We start from the raw sequence: 17,268 nt of genomic DNA, 5'->3' as shown, positions 1-17,268 counted from the left end.
CCGCCAATGGCTCACTATATTAGCTTGTTTGTCCGCGCTGTTTTTGTGGAGAACATGGCGTTAGCCTTCTTCCTTGGCATGTGCACCTTCCTGGCTGTATCCAAAAAAGTCTCCACGGCGTTTGGCCTGGGCATTGCCGTTACGGTGGTGCTGGGCATTTCTGTACCGGTGAATAACCTGGTCTACAACCTGGTCCTGCGTGATGGTGCGCTGGTTAGTGGTGTGGATCTCAGCTTCCTGAACTTCATTACTTTTATTGGGGTGATCGCGGCACTGGTGCAGATTCTGGAAATGATCCTGGATCGCTTTTTCCCTGCGCTCTACAACGCCCTGGGGATCTTCCTGCCGTTAATCACGGTGAACTGCGCCATTTTCGGTGGTGTTTCGTTCATGGTGCAGCGTGATTACAACTTTGGGGAATCCATTGTTTATGGCATTGGTTCCGGTATGGGCTGGATGCTGGCGATTGTTGCTCTGGCAGGTATTCGTGAAAAAATGAAGTATGCCAATGTACCCGCAGGGTTGCGTGGTCTGGGCATTACCTTTATCACCACCGGGTTAATGGCATTGGGCTTTATGTCTTTCTCTGGTGTGCAGCTATAAGGGCGGAAATGTATGGAAATTATTCTTGGCGTAGTAATGTTTACGCTGATTGTCCTGGCGCTGGCGCTGTTGATTCTTTTTGCAAAATCAAAGTTGGTCAACTCTGGTGACGTTCTGATTGAAGTAAACGGCGATGCTGACAAACAGTTTCGTGCGGCAGCTGGCGACAAACTGCTGAATACGTTATCCGGGCAGGGCATTTTTGTTTCATCTGCTTGTGGCGGTGGTGGCTCATGTGGCCAGTGCCGGGTGAAAATCAAGCAAGGTGGGGGCGATATTCTGCCTACCGAGCTTTCCCATATCTCGAAACGTGAAGCCCGTGAAGGTTGCCGCCTGGCCTGCCAGGTTGCAGTAAAGCAGGATATGAAAATTGAGCTTCCGGAAGAAATTTTCGGGGTTAAAAAATGGGAATGCGAAGTTATCTCTAACGATAACAAGGCCACTTTCATTAAAGAGCTGAAGCTACGGATCCCAGACGGTGAAGATGTGCCGTTTCGGGCTGGTGGTTACATTCAGATTGAGTGTGACCCGCATGAAGTGGCGTATAGCGATTTCGATGTACCAGAAAAATACCGTGGCGACTGGGATAAATTCAATTTGTTCCGTTACCGCTCGGTAGTGAAAGAACCCTGTGTTCGTGCTTATTCCATGGCGAACTACCCGGATGAAAAAGGCATTATCATGCTGAACGTGCGTATTGCCACGCCGCCGCCAGCAAAACCTGATGTCCCACCGGGCATTATGTCTTCGTATATTTGGTCGCTCAAGCCTGGCGATAAAGTGACGATTTCCGGGCCATTTGGGGAGTTTTTCGCCAAAGAAACCGATGCAGAAATGGTATTTGTTGGTGGTGGTGCGGGAATGGCGCCAATGCGTTCTCATATTTTCGACCAGTTAAAACGCCTTAGCAGCAAGCGTAAAATCAGCTTCTGGTACGGTGCGCGCTCCATGCGTGAGATGTTCTACCAGGACGAGTTTGAACAGCTCGCACGGGATAACCCGAATTTCACTTTCCATGTTGCGTTGTCTGAACCGCTGCCAGAGGACAACTGGACAGGGTACACCGGGTTTATCCACAATGTTCTTTATGAAAACTACCTGCGGGATCACGAAGCACCTGAAGACTGCGAGTTTTACATGTGCGGGCCACCAGTTATGAATGCCTCTGTCATTCGTATGCTGAAAGACCTGGGTGTGGAAGACGAAAACATCATGCTGGATGATTTCGGCGGCTGATAAGGGGAAGAAAAGTGCTCACTGTTTTTGTAGCCACATTTGCCATTTTTTTACTGGTTATTCTGGGGATGTCTCTTGGCTGGTTGTTTAAGCGCAAGGCAATCCAGGGGAGTTGCGGTGGCATAACGACGTTGGGGCTGGAAAAAGTGTGTAACTGCCCGGAACCTTGTGATGCGCGTAAAAAGCGTATGGCTGAAGAAGTTCGGGCAGCACAACGTGAAAAAGCACGTATTCTCTGAAAGTAAGCCTTTACTTACCTGTTCGCTGAACCGGGCAGGTAAGTAACTGTATCAATTATTGTTCTGAATCGGTTTCTTTTACTGCTTTCCCCTTATCTTAACCGCAATCATCCACCTGATCTCTTTGGCCATGCTCCTTTTACTGACCTTTCTTGGAAACCTTCACTCAGCCCCTTACGGCGGGTCAGCTATGCAGCTCAGCCTCTCTGTGCCGTGTAACTGGCCAGCCAGTAGCCACAACAGGCAGGCTGGGCGGAGCAAAACGCATACATAACCCTGATTCAAACAGGCGTTGCTCACAGCAGGCCATGCCTGCGTTTAGCTGCTTTATTACTGAAATGTAAGCACATACTAACTTTCCCCCACACTTCCGGTAAGAAAATCACTATTACACTTCTCACAGTCAATAAATATGCTGTATATTTACACAGTAATCGGAGGGGAAATGCGTAAAATAATACATGTCGATATGGACTGCTTTTTTGCAGCCGTCGAAATGCGCGATAACCCGGCGCTGCGCGATATTCCCCTGGCAATAGGGGGCAGCCGGGAAAGACGTGGCGTTATCAGCACCGCGAATTACGTTGCGCGTAAATTCGGTGTGCGCAGTGCTATGCCTACTGCCACCGCGCTGAAGCTGTGCCCTCAACTTACATTACTACCCGGGCGTTTTGAGGCCTATAAAGAAGCGTCACGGCATATTCAGTCGATCTTCTCTCGTTATACCAGCCTGATCGAACCCCTTTCATTAGATGAAGCCTATCTGGATGTTACGGACAGCGCCCTCTGCCAGGGTTCGGCAACCTTGATTGCTCAGGAAATTCGCCAGACGATTTTTAATGAACTGCAGCTAACCGCTTCTGCAGGTGTGGCTCCGGTTAAATTTCTGGCAAAAATAGCTTCAGACCTGAATAAACCCAACGGGCAGTACGTGATAACTCCCCAGCAGGTGCCTGAGTTCCTCGCAACCCTTAAACTGGGGAAAATCCCCGGCGTGGGTAAAGTGACAGCAGGGAAACTGGAAAGTATGGGCTTACTCACCTGTGCGGACGTTCAGCAGAGTGACCTTGCGCTACTGTTACGCCGTTTTGGCAAGTTTGGCCGGGTTTTGTGGGAGCGCAGCCACGGCATTGATGAGCGCGCTATCAGTAACGACAGGCAGCGTAAATCAGTGGGAGTGGAGCGCACGCTGGCAGAAGATATTCATGACTGGCAGGCCTGTGCGGACATTATTGAGCAGCTTTACCCTGAACTGGAGCGCCGCCTGGCGAAAGTAAAACCAGACCTGCGGATTGCCCGCCAGGGCATCAAACTGAAGTTTAACGATTTTCAGTTAACCACCCAGGAACATATCTGGCCGAGCCTGAATAAAGCAGACTTACTGGATACCGCGCGCAAAACCTGGGAAAGCCGCCGGGGTGGGCGGGGAGTACGGCTGGTGGGGTTGCATGTAACATTACTGGACCCACAACTGGAACGCCAGTTAGTGCTGGGGCTGTAACCGCATTAACCTTTAGAGCACCATGCCTGTAAAGCCATGGCGCATAAAAAACGCCCTGTGTTAACAGGGCGTTGGGTCTGATGACGAACCTCATGTCCGCACAGAATGAGAGGATGTCACCCAATAAAAAACCAGGAAAATCAATTTATTGATTTTCGGCTGCTAACTAAAAAGAAGGAAAAACCACGTTTTTTCCTTCTTTTTCATCAATCTGCACGCCCTGTGTTAACAGGGCGTTGGGAGCTTATTTAGCCGGGATTGATTTCAGCAGCTCGGTCAGCAGTACCCAGTACTGGCCCACGCTTTCGATATGCACTTGCTCATCGGGCGAGTGTGGACCAGTGATGGTTGGCCCAATAGAAACCATGTCCATGTCCGGATAGGGTTTTTTGAACAAACCGCATTCCAGGCCTGCGTGAATTACCATGATATTTGGCGTTTTGTTGAACAGGCGCTGGTAAGTTTCCCGCACCAGGTGCATTACCGGTGAATTGGCATCTGGCTGCCAGCCCGGGTAACTGCCTTTGGCGACAATATCGGCACCAGCTAACTCGCCCAGAGAAGTCAGCATGCTGACGACGTAATCTTTCCCGCTGTCGATCAGTGAGCGGATCAGGCAGATAATTTCTGCTTTACCCTGCTCCATTGTTACTACACCGACATTCAGAGAAGTTTCAACCACGCCTTTAACGGCGTCTGAATTGCGGATAACACCGTTCGGTGTGGCATTCAGCAGGCTGATAAACTTGTCCTGGCTTTCACGAGTGAGAGCGGTATTCGCCGTAGTAGTTGGCTCCAGCAGGATAGTGAGGTTTTTCTCAACAGCAGCCAGCTCATTTTTCAGTGTGGCAAGGTAAGACTCAACCTGTTGTTTGAATGCCGCAACCTGGCCTTCTGCAACAGCAACTACAGAAAAAGCTTCACGAGGGATAGCGTTGCGCAGCGTGCCGCCACTGAATTCCACCAGGCGCAGGCCCAGAGAACGTGCATTATCGCTCAGGAAGCGCGCCAGCAATTTGTTTGCGTTACCTAAACCCACGTGGATCTCGCCACCGGAGTGGCCGCCTTTCAGGCCTTTAAGCACCAGATTAAACGCCTGGTAACCAGCTGGAATGGCTTCGCGGCTTAATGGCAACGTGGTGATGAAATCAATCCCACCGGCGCAGCCCATATAAATCTCGCCTTCTTCTTCGGAATCTGTGTTGATCAGGATATCAGCCTGTAACCAGCCCGGTTGCAGACCAAACGCGCCATCCATTCCGGCTTCTTCGGTCATGGTCAGTAACACTTCCAGCGGGCCATGCTCAACGCTGTCGTCAGCCAGAACAGCCAGAGCTGAAGCCATACCGATACCGTTATCTGCACCCAGCGTAGTGCCACGGGCTTTTACCCATTCGCCATCAATCCACGGCTGAATCGGGTCTTTAGTAAAATCATGAACAGTGTCGTTGTTTTTCTGTGGCACCATATCCAGGTGAGCCTGTAATGCGACAGGCTTGCGGTTTTCCATACCTTTGGTGGCTGGTTTACGCAACAAAATATTCCCGACCTGATCACGCTCTGCGTGCAGTCCTTTGTCTTTTGCCCAGGACAGGATGTGTTCAGCCAACTGTTCTTCATGGTAAGAAGGGTGAGGGATAGAACAAATTTTCGCGAAGATATCCCACAAAGGTTGGGGAGATAACTGGGACAGTTCAGACACGGCGAGTCTCCTTGACAGTGGGTTGCCAGTGAATGCTGACAGCCCGGATTAAGCAAATAAAAAGCACCGGTAACTTGCAGGAAACCGATACTTGCACGTTGGCGTGAGAATACCATTATATTATCTGGGTGGGGGTGTTTCTGGGCACAAAAAACTGCGGGGCATTGCGCAACACTGGTTTTTAGTGCGCCAGATCTCTATAATCTCGCGCAACCCAATTTTCCCCTGAACACTTTTTAAGCCGTTTTTACTGGCCGGGACATTCACATGAGCGAAAAATACGTTGTCACCTGGGACATGCTGCAGATTCACGCACGTAAACTGGCAAGCCGCCTGCTGCCAGCTGAACAGTGGAAAGGCATTATTGCTGTGAGCCGCGGAGGCCTGGTGCCTGGCGCGCTGCTGGCACGTGAACTGGGCATTCGCCATGTTGATACCGTGTGTATCTCCAGCTATGACCATGACAACCAGCGTGAAATGAAAGTACTGAAACGCGCTGAAGGCGATGGCGAAGGCTTTATCGTTATCGACGACCTGGTTGATACCGGTGGCACTGCGGTTGCGATTCGCGAAATGTACCCGAAAGCACATTTTGTTACCATTTTTGCCAAACCTGCGGGTAAACCGCTGGTAGACGATTACGAAATTGATATTCCACAGGATACCTGGATTGAACAGCCGTGGGATATGGGCGTTGTCTTCGTACCGCCGTTAGCTGGCCGTTAATTTGGCATCATCAGTTTGGTAAAAACACGCGCCCGTTTGTCGGGCGTTTGTTTTTTTTAGCGCCTGACAAGATACAATAGGCAACATGACCTGTTCATGGAGGCCGTCATTATGTCAGAGGAAAACCTCAGCGTTTCGTTATTCAAGCCCCGTTTTAAGCACCCGGAAACATCCACTCTGGTGCAGCGACCTCGTAATGATAAACCACTCATGGTTGAGTCCACTCTGGATGGGTCAACGGTGCCTCACTGGTACCGCATGATAAACCGCCTGATGTGGATTTGGCGTGGAGTGGACCCACGAGAAATCATTGAAGTGCAGGCCCGTATCGCCGCCTGTGATGCTGAGCGCACTCGCAACGACTGGATAGACACCGTCATTGGTTATCGCAGTGGGAACTGGATTTACGAATGGTCCCGCCAGGCGATGTCCTGGCAACAACAGGCGACTCAGGAAGAAAATAACGCGCAATCAGGCAAACTCTGGCTCAAAGCCGCGAACCTGTACAGCATTGCAGCTTATCCTCACCTGAAAGGCGATGAGCTGGCAGAACAGGCGCAAACTCTGGCTAACCGTGCCTACGAAGAGGCCACTCTGCGGCTGCATGGTGAATTACGCCAGCTTGAATTTCGCATTCCTGGCGGCAGCGCTATAACTGGCTTTTTGCATATGCCGGAAGGCGAAGGCCCCTGGCCGACGATTTTGATGTGCGGCGGGCTGGATGCACTGCAAAGTGATTACTACCAACTGTACTCCCGTTACTTTGCGCCGCGCGGTATTGCGATGCTGACAATTGATATGCCTTCAATTGGCTTTTCATCTAAATGGAAGCTGAACCAGGATTCCAGCCAGCTTCACCAGCATGTTCTGCAGCACCTCACCAATATTCCCTGGGTTGATCACACCCGGGTTGCCGCTTTTGGCTTCCGTTTTGGTGCCAATGTGGCCGTGCGGCTGGCTTACCTGGAAAGCCCGCGCCTGAAAGCCGTGGCCTGCCTTGGGCCGGTGGTGCACAGCCTGCTGAGTGACCCGCAACGCCAGCGCAATATTCCGGATATGTATATTGATGTGTTAGCCAGCCGCCTGGGCATGATGAACGCCACCAATGCTATTTTAAGCACGGAGTTAAATCGCTACTCACTGAAAACGCAGGGTTTGCTTGGGCGTCGCTGCCCCACACCAATGCTTTCTGGCTACTGGGATAATGACCCGTTCAGCCCGGAGGAAGATTCACGTTTAATCGCGTCGTCATCTTCCGATGGTAAGCTGCTTGCAATACCGTTTAACCCGGTTTACCGCAACTTTGATAAAGCACTGAGCGATATTGTCGACTGGATCAGTAAACGCCTGGGTTAAAGGATTGATAAATTCTGTTTATTTGGTAAAACATTTGAACGACTAAAGGAGACTAAAATGACGTTACCAGGTGGACACCCACGGGGCCGGTTGCTAAAAAAATTTGCTGCCCTTGGCCCGTATTTGCGTGAAGAACAGTGTGACGAGAACCGTTTCTTTTTTGATTGCCTGGCGGTGTGCGTTAACGTGAAACCTGCCCCTGAGAAACGCGAGTTCTGGGGCTGGTGGATGCAAGTAGAAGCGCTTGATACACACTTCGCCTACACCTATCAATTTGGCTTATTTGATAAGGAAGGTGTTTGGAATCCCTCTCCCGTTAAAGATAAAAACGCGAACGAGGAAATTGAGAAAACGCTGCGTACCTTCCATGCCAACCTCACCAAACTACTGGATTCCTTCAATATCAAGTTGCTCCCCGCCGAAGACTTCGACGAAAAGCCAGTCCGGCTTTCTGCCTGAACTGCTCTATAAAAAAACCCCAGTAGCAAGCAGGGCGCTATTGGGGGGAAGCAGTGGTATTGCTGCCCGCCATGTCTCTGGCGGGCTGTTTTAATGCCATCAGAACTGGTAAGTCATCCCCACAGCCACGATGTCGTCGGTGCTGATTTTAAGGGCAGTAGTTTTCGCGTTTTTATCAATCTGGTTGATTTTGTAATCAACAAACGCGGACATGTTTTTATTGAAGTAGTAAGTAGCGCCCAGGTCGACATAGTTAACCAGGTCCTGGTCGCCAATCCCTTCGATATCTTTCCCTTTCTGGGAAACATAACCAATAGAAGGACGCAGGCCGAAATCAAACTGGTATTGCGCAACAGCTTCAAAGTTTTGCGTTTTGTTCGCTGCACCCGTAAAGGCGGATGACGTGCCACTGATTGGTGTCATATTGCGGGTTTCGGAGTACATCACAGCCAGGTAAATATTGTTGGCGTCATATTTCAGGCCAGTTGCCCAGGCTTCGGCTTTATCGCCAGTACCCAGTACCTGCTGTTTCTGCAACAGAGTACGGTTAGAAACGGTATATGCACCGCCAACGCTCAGGCCAGTATCGCCAATGGCATAAGTCAGGGCAGAGCCGAAACCATCGCCATTTGCTTTGCTTACTGTGTCGCGTTCGTTTTTACCCTGGTACTGCAGGGTTAAATCCAGGCCATCAACCATGCCGAAGAAATCGTTATTGCGATAAGTCGCCAGGCCGCTTGAGCGCTGGGTCATAAAGTTATCGCTTTTCGCGGAGGAATCACCGCCGAATTCCGGGAACATATCGGTCCAGGCTTCTACATCGTACAGCGCACCCAGGTTACGGCCATAGTCCAGTGAGCCATACTGAGCGAATTTCAGGCCGGCGAACGCCAGACGTGTTTTCTGGCTGGAGGTGCTTTCTGGTTGGTTACCAGCAAACTGTTCTTCCCAGCGGCCATAACCAGTCAGTTGGTCGTTAATCTGGGTTTCGCCTTTGAAGCCCAGACGCACGTAGGTTTGGTCGCCATCTTTACTGGAATCGTCACTGAAGTAGTGTTCAGCTTTCACTTTGCCGTACAAATCCAGTTTATTACCATCTTTGTTGTAAACTTCAGCTGCGTGTGAAGCGGAAGCTGCCATAATGCCCATCATCATTAATGCCAAAGTGCTCTTTTTCATTGGTCTTTCCTGTTTTGTTTTTTAACGCGCCACAATCGCGGGCAAGAGGAGCCCGGAGAAAACAGGGAGTTTTTTAACGTCCGGCGATGAAAGATTTATGACATTTGCAGGAAAATTCTAAAATTTTGTCATTTATTTTTACTGTCATTAACATGTAAACATTACCCGGTATTTTTCCTCATTTTGCTCTTTTTCCGTTGTTTTCCCCGCTGCCTGTTGGCAAGGCTCGCGAGTCCTGTTACAACGTCATCAGTTTTTCTTTTTATTTGTTGAAACGGCAGAACACCATGAGTAATAGCCAGACACTGGTGGTTAAACTGGGAACCAGTGTATTAACTGGCGGCTCCCGCCGCCTGAACCGAGCCCATATTGTCGAATTAGTGCGCCAGTGCGCGCAGTTACACAGTGCCGGGCACCGGATTGTGATTGTAACCTCTGGCGCTATTGCGGCAGGGCGTGAACACCTGGGGTATCCGGAATTGCCCGCGACCATTGCGTCCAAACAATTGCTGGCGGCAGTGGGGCAGAGCCGGCTGATTCAGTTGTGGGAACAGCTGTTTTCTATTTACGGTATTCATGTAGGGCAAATGCTATTGACCCGCGCCGATATGGAAGATCGTGAGCGTTTTCTGAATGCGCGCGACACACTGCGTGCTTTGCTGGATAACCGCATTGTACCGGTTATCAACGAAAACGACGCCGTCGTTACATCGGAAATTAAAGTGGGTGATAACGACAATTTATCCGCACTGGCCGCGATTCTTGCTGGCGCAGATAAATTACTGCTCCTGACCGACCAGCAAGGTTTGTTCACAGCAGACCCACGCAATAACCCCACCGCCGAACTGATTAAAGAAGTGCATGGCATTGATGACACATTGCGGGCTATTGCTGGTGACAGTGTGTCTGGCCTTGGCACCGGTGGCATGAGCACCAAACTGCAGGCGGCCGATGTCGCCGGGCGGGCTGGTGTTGAAGTGGTGATTGCCGCAGGCAGCAAACCCGGGGTTATCAGCGATGTGATGGAAGGTATCTCAGTTGGTACTCGTTTCCATCCTTTAGATACACCACTGGAAAACCGCAAACGCTGGATTTTTGGTGCGCCTCCGGCGGGTGAACTGATCATTGATGATGGCGCGCTCAATGCGCTGGAATCCCGTGGCAGCTCGCTTCTGCCGAAAGGTATCAAAGAGGTGACTGGCAATTTCTCCCGTGGTGAAGTTATTCGCATTCGCAGCCTGGACGGGCGCGATGTGGCCCACGGCGTCAGCCGCTACAACAGTGATGCGCTGCGCCGTATTGCTGGCCACCACTCACAACAAATCGACGCCATCCTTGGTTATGAGTATGGTCCTGTCGCCGTTCACCGCGACGATATGATAGTCAAATAAGGAACGCCGGATGCTGGAAGATATGGGTAAAGCGGCCAAAGCCGCGTCTTACCGCCTGGCGCAGTTATCTGCCCGGGAAAAGAATGCTGCGCTGGAAATGATTGCCGACAACCTGGAAGCGCAGTCTGCAACCATTCTTGCCGCCAATGAGCAGGACCTCGCCGAAGCCCGTAACAACGGCCTGAGTGAAGCCATGCTGGACCGCCTGCAACTCAACCCTGCGCGGTTAAGCGGTATTGCCAATGATGTTCGCCAGGTGTGCCGCCTGGCAGACCCGGTAGGGCAGGTGATTGATGGTGGCATGCTGGACAGCGGCCTGCGCATCGAGCGCCGCCGTGTGCCCCTGGGCGTAGTGGGCGTTATTTATGAAGCCCGCCCCAACGTGACTGTGGATGTTGCTTCCCTGTGCCTGAAAACCGGTAATGCCGTGATCCTGCGTGGCGGGAAAGAAACCTGGCGCACCAACGCCGCAACTGTGCGGGTTATTCAGTCTGCACTTGAAGCCTGTGGGTTGCCTGCGGGCGCTGTACAGGCCATTGAGAGCCCGGATCGCGCCCTGGTCAATGAAATGCTGCGCATGGATCAGTATATCGACATGCTGATCCCACGTGGTGGTGCTGGCTTACATAAATTGTGCCGCGAGCAATCGACTATTCCGGTGATCACCGGCGGAATTGGTGTCTGCCATATTTTTGTCGATGAGTCTGCCGATATTACCCCGGCCCTGAACGTGATTGTTAACGCCAAAACACAACGCCCCAGCACCTGCAATACGGTTGAAACGCTGCTGGTGCACACGGCAATTGCAGCCCGTTTCCTGCCAGAACTCAGTAACGTAATGGCACAGCGTGGTGTAACGCTGCATGCCGATGCTGCAGCGCTGGCGGCATTGTCATCCGGCCCGGCTGCTGTTGTGCCTGTAAAGGCGGAAGAATACGACAACGAATTCCTGTCGCTGGATTTGAACGTGAAGCTGGTAAGCGGCCTGGACGATGCCATCGACCATATCCGTGCGCATGGCACGCAGCATTCCGACGCAATTCTGACGCGCACACTGCGCAATGCCGACCGTTTCGTGAATGAAGTGGATTCCTCTGCGGTATATGTGAATGCCTCTACGCGCTTTACCGATGGCGGGCAGTTTGGCCTGGGCGCGGAAGTGGCTGTCAGCACACAGAAACTGCATGCCCGTGGCCCGATGGGCCTGGAAGCACTAACCACCTATAAGTGGATTGGTTACGGCGACGATACAATTCGTGCGTGATATAGCCGGGGTGATGCAAAAATAGCCGTTTGATTCACAGAGTTATTGACGCATCCCCCGGTTAGTTTTAACCTTGCTGCCCGTGAGTTACGCTCGTAACCACATCCTGCAGTGCCGATATAGCTCAGTTGGTAGAGCAGCGCATTCGTAATGCGAAGGTCGTAGGTTCGACTCCTATTATCGGCACCAGTCATTTCTATCTTATTGATTTAGTTAAAATTAAATCCATTCAGAGTGAAATCGCGTAGCCTCTCCTACATAGAGGCCCTACAGCCGATGGCTCAACGTGATAATCTGTATCGCCGTAGCAGCGGTATTTATGTTGTCCGTATTGCAGTTCCCGCCCGATACCGTCTCTACACGGGACAGCGTGAGATTCACGCTTCAACAGAAACAAACGACATCAGAAAAGCGCGAGCGATTGCCGCAGGTCTATTGGTTGTCTGGCAGCGATGTCTGGGTGAGTATCAAAAATTGGATAGAGAAAAGTTGGTAAGCAGTGCGCCTGCTTTGGCTGGAGAAGGAATGATCAGCCTCACTGAATTTTGCGGTTTAACGAGCGCTTCCCTGCAACAAGTGGCGCAGCGTCTACTTGATACGAATATCCCACTTTTTTGGCTTGCTGATGGGCATCCTGCTTACTATGTGGAAGACCTTTCACTCGTTGATGAGGATGATCCTGAGGCTTCAGGATTTATCATCGATAGTGCCATTAACATCGGGACCAGAGGTTCTCTTAACGGTTATATCCAGCCTTTGGTTACTTCACGTATATTACGTCAGATTATCGCTGGCGAGCCGCTAGACGCAGAAACCGCATTTAAATCCTCAGAGGCTTCACCCAAAGCCGCCTGGTTCGTTGACTTTCCCGGTGTCGAAATCTCGCCTGGTTCATTAATGATTCATCGTGTGCAAGCCGAGCGATTACGATTATTTTGGCTGTCACATAGCACCGCAGTTTCTCCAATCATGCCTGAGAAACCAAAAGCAATTACCTCTGTATTATTGCCCTCATCAATACCGGATAATGAATATGTAAATCGTAAATACTACTCAGTGAAAATGAGTGAGTTATGTGAAAAATATATTCGCTACAAGCGCGGAGGGAAATTCACGGAAAAGGCAGAGAATCGAGTCCGGGAAGGTTTTGGCTTACTCCTTGAAGTCATGGGTGATTCAACGCTTGAAAAGGTTGACCGTGACTTCCTCCGTAAGTATGAGAGCTTACTAAGGTCGATACCTGCAAGGCGCGATCTGGCGAAAATAAGATATAAAATCAATGATGCTCATGAATTGATTGGCAAGGCAAAAGAGAATGGCGACCCTCTAATGAGCGATAATGCCGTTCGTAAATATATGCGAATTCTCTTCGAGGCTTTCCAGTGGGCTGATGGAGAAGGCATTTTTATTAAGTCTCCTGCGAATAAATTCTTTGCACCTGTTGAAAATGAAAAGATGGATCAGGATTTCAAATCTGATTTCACTGATGAGGATTTAAACGCTATTTTTGGTATGCCTTGGTATAAGCGTGGGACTGTCGATAAAAACAGTCAGGGGCAATTCCATCATTATCGTGCATTTCATTACTGGCTACCGCTAATTGGCTTTTTTACCGGCGCGAGGATAAATGAGTTATGTCAACTTTATCTAGATGATATTAAGCAGGATGCTACCGGGTTTTATTTCTTTGAAATCAGCAACGAACGGGCCGATCAGTCACTGAAAACGATTAATTCACGAAGAAAAATACCGTTGCATCCGACATTACTCAAATTTGGATTAATCCGCTATTGTGAAGCTTTGAAGAAAGCAGGTCATGAGCGTTTATTTCCAGAGCTTCCTTACCACTCTGTAAAAGGATACGGCGATAAGGCTTCTGACTGGTTTAACCGTTCGTTGCTCAAAGAACGGTTAGGCTTTGAAAAAGACAGCAAAAAATCTTTTCATTCATTCCGCCACACGTTTTCTACCAGGCTCAAACAAGCTGGAATCGACAGCGAGACGCGTGCGCAGTTTGTTGGACATATCCGCGGTTCTGGCGAGACAGAGAATCGGTATAGCAAAGATCATCCACCAGCAGCCCTTTATGCTGTGCTTGAGAACGTTACGTTAGGGCTACCGGAAGTTGCTCCATTTGTTTGCGAAGATGGTGTGGTTGCTGTAGCTGATGCGCTACAAATTAAAAGAAATAATAGAGAGCGTAAACTTAAACAATAAACATAAGTTTGAGTGTTTTTTTGTTAGCTTTTTGATTTAATTTGTTTGTTATAATATTGCATCCCCCGCAAAAGTTGGGGGGATGCAACTATCAGTTTTTCTGACAAACACTTACCATTTCATCATAATGAACCTTGTCAATTTCTTCTATCCATAAAAAGATGTCTCCGATTACGTTTGTGCCTTCACCTATTAAATTTTCAGCAATATCTTCATTCATTTCGATAACAGCACTATGGGAATATTTGTTAATAAAGCGATAAACCTTTTCTTTTTTATTGCTATCAAAGGCAATACAATTTTTTGCAGCAACATCCATTAGTTGTGATAAATCTGATCTATGTTTTGGGTATTTGAAGTTTAAAAATGATTCTAACAATTTACGAGATAGATTTGCTGTAAAGAATGCCTGCTCACGAGTTAGTCGAGGATGTTCTTTATGCTTATACAAAGTATCAAAGATATAATGATATTCTGAGTTGTAATCAATTAAACTCGGGTCAGCATTACATATTGCAGATGAGCGAGGCGTAACAGCACTGGGTTCAATGGTATAGAAAAATGCGTTTTCAACTTTTTCTTTTCTTTTTCTGTTTTTATTGTTTGTGTTGAACCAGTCACGTGCCAATTTGAAAAACGTAAAGTTATGAGTTAGTAAAAAAAGTTGCTTTGCATCATTACAATACGTTTTTATAAATGAATATGAATGAAATAGATGGTTTGAATCAAAACTCGAAACGGGATCATCGAAAACGATGATGCTGTCGGAGATTTTATTATCATTCTCTGTTAGTTTTGTTATAAAGTAAATCAAAGCTATGGCAGTTTTTTCACCCTCGCTAAGATTAGGTGCATGTCCAATTTGGTTATCTCTGAGTATTTCGTATCCATTTTTTTCTTTATTAAATTGGAGAGATAATTCTGAGCGACCAAGAAAACCGTGTAGATGTTTGTTGAAAATATCTGCTGCTATGGTTTCATTTGATAATGAATCTTCAATGGATTTTATTTCTGCTTTTATTCCTTTTAGATCATTATCGTTTGTCAGTAAATTTTTTGTTTCCGAGTCGCGGTTTGACATTTTTTTGAAGTAATCGAACGCGTTTACCTCCGATGCCGCATAGTGTGACTCAAGTTTAGACTTTACCTTATTAGTTTCCTCTTTGAAGTCTTTGCATTTTTTATTATGCGACTCTATTATCTTATTAATATCGGTTGCAGTTTGATTGAAGTTAACAAATAATGAATTTGGTATTTCAACAGCAAAGAGATTAATATTGAAAGGGTTTGTTATTTTTTCATCTAATGTTTTCTCCCATTCATTGATGTAGCTGTTTATTTTTTCAGCCTCATCTTTAAGGAGTGATGACTTTTCTTTTAGAAGATCTTTGTGTTCGTCATAAATATCAATGTCACTGTTGTTTACTAACACAATGAATTGGCTTGCTAACCATGTTTTAGCTTTATCTAGGGTTCCTGAGAAGTTTCTGTATTCATCATTAAAGTGTGCGTTTAATTCATCGATTCGCTCTTGTGATATCTTGTTCCCGCAAAAATGACAACTATCACTACCTAGATTTAAATTCAACCCACTAAAAACCCAAGATTGTATATCTTGATTGTTTTTCAAACTCTCAATAACTTTATTTGTTACTGATTGTTTGAATAGTTCATTTAACCTATCTTGTGCTTTTTTTAGTAAGGAAGAATCTACGCTCGGAATTTTGGTTGTAATTGCTGGTTTTTGTGTGGGATTTGCTGCTTTAGTTAACCTTGCCACTTCATTTATATCTAGGATTGAATCTTCTTTTTTTATTAGATCAACATTTGACGTGATGAAGTTTTCAAGTTTTGTTCTGTTATAGCTTAAAAATCTCGAGTCACTGGTATCAATGACTTGTAAACTTGTTTTAGTTCTCTTAGCTGCATCCGTTAGGAACTTTTGAAGTTCATCGGTAAGTTTATCATTCGCTGTTTTTCTTCTAACATACTCTTTTGTTTTTTTATCTAAAGATGTTCTCAATTCCTCTAATTTTTTCTTCTCTTCAATTTTTTCTTGAGCTATCAACAAAATACTTTTTACTGAGTTGTTCCAGTCAATGTTTTTGTTTATAAAACTTTGATTGAATACTTTCAGGTTTAAATTATTTGCGGAAATGTTATCTTTTGTTATCGTTCCTTGTTCGAAGGTTTTTATAGAAAAGGTTGAATTAGGGTATCTAGTGTTCTGATGGTTTTCTATCTGTTCAAAAAGCGACGATAATGTTGATTTTCCGCTTCCATTCCAACCGTATATTAAATTAAGCCTTCCAAAATCTTTTGCATCAGTTTTGATGTAATTTCTGAAAATTCCGTAGTCTCTAAGTAAGTCAATGCTTTGCATCATAGTAGTAACCTTGAGTGATTATATCTATGCCAGTTTTTCTCATACAGACTTTACGAATAAAAATACTCTATTATTTGTATGTGTTGCGATAGTTTTATGGTTCAATGATTTGATATATGCCAAAAAAACGTTATCTATTCAAGACATCAGTATCATAGCGTATCAGTTCAGCAATTGTGATCTCATCTCCGTTTAAGGGGAGCAGCTCACGAATGAGCGGGTTATCTCTCTTGCCCTAAAGCTCACACAACGAATCTATCGCTTTTTTGATGGTAGAGTAGGATTTGAAGTGCGGTATATGGAGGCTATCAAAACAAGTTCAGCATATCACGTAGGCCACAATTGCACTCGCAGCCATACTTACAAAGCTGTCAACATCGCGAATCAGTTATTAGGAATCGGAGAACATACAGGGAGTTTCCAAACTACAGGGTATTGATATCGTTGCGTCAATGTAGGAGGATGCTGATTTCCTCCGTAATACTCTCTATTCTTTGTGAATGTTCGTCGACTGTGATATTTGTGCTTTATGTTGGTATGGTTATTGACTAACCTATCAGTAAGAGTTGTTCGAAACTTAAATTGTGAGAGATTTTATGGCTATCTATGCTATTGGTGCTTATTATGATGAAGATGTGAGTGAGTTGTTTATATCTAATAATATTGCTGGCCCTGGATGGGATGTTGAGGATGCCCCTGAATTACACCAATTCATAAAAACGCTGAAGGTTGGTGATTTCATATATATAAAATCCGCACCTCCTTCTAGTAAATATATTATCGTGAAGGCTATTGGTGTAGTAATGAATGAAACGATTATGGAAATCAGCAATGTCGTGTCAATCGGCAGAAATATAAAGTGGTTGGTTACTGAATCATTTAGAGTGGCAAAACCTAAAGAAAAGAATAACGTTCGTATGAATACAATGTATGAGGAATTTCATCCAATAATTCAAGCCGAGATTCTAAATAAAATATTTTAGAGTAAGTGCCAAGTCCATACTTGGCA

14 protein-coding genes and 1 tRNA gene are annotated in these 17,268 nt (G+C 46.9%); 12 read left to right on the top strand and 3 right to left on the bottom strand.

The annotated features are described in order from the left end of the window. The first annotated feature begins 6 nt into the window (after positions 1 to 6). The 4 genes from nqrE to dinB all read left to right on the top strand — a co-directional run bounded on the left by nqrE (position 7) and on the right by dinB (position 3,579). Positions 7 to 603, top strand: a complete 597-nt coding sequence (nqrE, locus tag DES37_RS20780) for an NADH:ubiquinone reductase (Na(+)-transporting) subunit E (protein ID WP_036104456.1) — start codon at positions 7 to 9, stop codon at positions 601 to 603. A gap of 12 nt (positions 604 to 615) precedes the next feature. Continuing rightward, a complete protein-coding gene (gene nqrF, locus DES37_RS20775; protein WP_110027702.1) occupies positions 616 to 1,839 on the top strand; it encodes an NADH:ubiquinone reductase (Na(+)-transporting) subunit F in 1,224 nt (407 codons plus the stop codon). Between the two features lie 14 nt (positions 1,840 to 1,853). Continuing rightward, a complete protein-coding gene (gene nqrM, locus DES37_RS20770; RefSeq protein WP_170123802.1) occupies positions 1,854 to 2,078 on the top strand; it encodes a (Na+)-NQR maturation NqrM in 225 nt (74 codons plus the stop codon). 445 nt (positions 2,079 to 2,523) lie between these two features. Continuing rightward, positions 2,524 to 3,579, top strand: coding sequence for a DNA polymerase IV (gene dinB, locus DES37_RS20765; RefSeq protein ID WP_036104445.1), 1,056 nt, complete (start codon positions 2,524 to 2,526; stop codon positions 3,577 to 3,579). Positions 3,580 to 3,823: 244 nt separating this feature from the next. On the opposite strand, the gene pepD is transcribed toward dinB, so the two are convergent. After that, the gene (gene pepD / locus DES37_RS20760) at positions 3,824 to 5,281 is read right to left on the bottom strand and encodes a beta-Ala-His dipeptidase (protein WP_110027700.1); all 1,458 of its coding nucleotides are present in this window, start codon (positions 5,279 to 5,281) and stop codon (positions 3,824 to 3,826) included. 267 nt (positions 5,282 to 5,548) lie between these two features. Here pepD and gpt point away from each other — a divergent pair, with 267 nt between their 5' ends. From gpt to crl, 3 genes are all read left to right on the top strand, one after another. Further along, the gene (gene gpt / locus DES37_RS20755) at positions 5,549 to 6,007 is read left to right on the top strand and encodes a xanthine phosphoribosyltransferase (protein ID WP_036104439.1); all 459 of its coding nucleotides are present in this window, start codon (positions 5,549 to 5,551) and stop codon (positions 6,005 to 6,007) included. Positions 6,008 to 6,118: 111 nt separating this feature from the next. Then, the gene (gene frsA, locus DES37_RS20750) at positions 6,119 to 7,363 is read left to right on the top strand and encodes an esterase FrsA (protein ID WP_110027698.1); all 1,245 of its coding nucleotides are present in this window, start codon (positions 6,119 to 6,121) and stop codon (positions 7,361 to 7,363) included. A 57-nt stretch (positions 7,364 to 7,420) separates the two neighbouring features. Then, the gene (crl, locus tag DES37_RS20745; RefSeq protein WP_036104434.1) at positions 7,421 to 7,822 is read left to right on the top strand and encodes a sigma factor-binding protein Crl; all 402 of its coding nucleotides are present in this window, start codon (positions 7,421 to 7,423) and stop codon (positions 7,820 to 7,822) included. Positions 7,823 to 7,921: 99 nt separating this feature from the next. Here crl and phoE read toward each other — a convergent pair whose 3' ends face one another. Beyond that, complete coding sequence (phoE, locus tag DES37_RS20740; protein WP_110027696.1) at positions 7,922 to 9,001, bottom strand: phosphoporin PhoE; 1,080 nt, start codon at positions 8,999 to 9,001, stop codon at positions 7,922 to 7,924. Between the two features lie 287 nt (positions 9,002 to 9,288). On the opposite strand from phoE, the gene proB reads away from it, so the two are divergent. The 4 genes from proB to DES37_RS20720 all read left to right on the top strand — a co-directional run bounded on the left by proB (position 9,289) and on the right by DES37_RS20720 (position 13,873). After that, entirely contained in the window at positions 9,289 to 10,392 is a 1,104-nt protein-coding gene (gene proB / locus DES37_RS20735; protein WP_110027695.1) for a glutamate 5-kinase, read from the top strand. A 10-nt stretch (positions 10,393 to 10,402) separates the two neighbouring features. After that, positions 10,403 to 11,656, top strand: a complete 1,254-nt coding sequence (gene proA / locus DES37_RS20730; protein ID WP_110027693.1) for a glutamate-5-semialdehyde dehydrogenase — start codon at positions 10,403 to 10,405, stop codon at positions 11,654 to 11,656. Positions 11,657 to 11,769: 113 nt separating this feature from the next. Then, positions 11,770 to 11,845, top strand: a tRNA-Thr gene (locus DES37_RS20725). 87 nt (positions 11,846 to 11,932) lie between these two features. Continuing rightward, positions 11,933 to 13,873, top strand: coding sequence for a site-specific integrase (locus tag DES37_RS20720; RefSeq protein ID WP_110027692.1), 1,941 nt, complete (start codon positions 11,933 to 11,935; stop codon positions 13,871 to 13,873). A gap of 91 nt (positions 13,874 to 13,964) precedes the next feature. On the opposite strand, the gene DES37_RS20715 is transcribed toward DES37_RS20720, so the two are convergent. Beyond that, positions 13,965 to 16,259 (bottom strand): AAA family ATPase, encoded by a 2,295-nt coding sequence (locus DES37_RS20715; RefSeq protein ID WP_110027690.1) that lies wholly within the window; start codon positions 16,257 to 16,259, stop codon positions 13,965 to 13,967. Positions 16,260 to 16,855: 596 nt separating this feature from the next. Here DES37_RS20715 and DES37_RS20710 point away from each other — a divergent pair. Next, on the top strand, positions 16,856 to 17,242 hold the full coding sequence (locus tag DES37_RS20710; RefSeq protein ID WP_110027688.1) for a hypothetical protein: 387 nt from the start codon (positions 16,856 to 16,858) through the stop codon (positions 17,240 to 17,242). Positions 17,243 to 17,268: the final 26 nt, after the last annotated feature.

The organism is Mangrovibacter plantisponsor (assembly GCF_003182475.1).
GTDB lineage: Bacteria > Pseudomonadota > Gammaproteobacteria > Enterobacterales > Enterobacteriaceae > Mangrovibacter > Mangrovibacter plantisponsor.
The sequence above is the reverse complement of the archived record's forward strand: the minus strand, read 5'-3'. Positions and strand labels throughout refer to the sequence as shown.

Excerpts from the sequence above, each read along its gene's own strand:
- nqrE (WP_036104456.1), top strand. The coding sequence starts at position 7 with ATGGCTCACTATATTAGCTTGTTTGTCCGCGCTGTTTTTGTGGAGAAC.
- nqrF (WP_110027702.1), top strand. The coding sequence starts at position 616 with ATGGAAATTATTCTTGGCGTAGTAATGTTTACGCTGATTGTCCTGGCG.
- dinB (WP_036104445.1), top strand. The coding sequence starts at position 2,524 with ATGCGTAAAATAATACATGTCGATATGGACTGCTTTTTTGCAGCCGTC.
- gpt (WP_036104439.1), top strand. The coding sequence starts at position 5,549 with ATGAGCGAAAAATACGTTGTCACCTGGGACATGCTGCAGATTCACGCA.
- frsA (WP_110027698.1), top strand. The coding sequence starts at position 6,119 with ATGTCAGAGGAAAACCTCAGCGTTTCGTTATTCAAGCCCCGTTTTAAG.
- crl (WP_036104434.1), top strand. The coding sequence starts at position 7,421 with ATGACGTTACCAGGTGGACACCCACGGGGCCGGTTGCTAAAAAAATTT.
- phoE (WP_110027696.1), bottom strand. The coding sequence starts at position 9,001 with ATGAAAAAGAGCACTTTGGCATTAATGATGATGGGCATTATGGCAGCT.
- proB (WP_110027695.1), top strand. The coding sequence starts at position 9,289 with ATGAGTAATAGCCAGACACTGGTGGTTAAACTGGGAACCAGTGTATTA.
- proA (WP_110027693.1), top strand. The coding sequence starts at position 10,403 with ATGCTGGAAGATATGGGTAAAGCGGCCAAAGCCGCGTCTTACCGCCTG.
- DES37_RS20720 (WP_110027692.1), top strand. The coding sequence starts at position 11,933 with ATGGCTCAACGTGATAATCTGTATCGCCGTAGCAGCGGTATTTATGTT.
- DES37_RS20715 (WP_110027690.1), bottom strand. The coding sequence starts at position 16,259 with ATGATGCAAAGCATTGACTTACTTAGAGACTACGGAATTTTCAGAAAT.
- DES37_RS20710 (WP_110027688.1), top strand. The coding sequence starts at position 16,856 with ATGGCTATCTATGCTATTGGTGCTTATTATGATGAAGATGTGAGTGAG.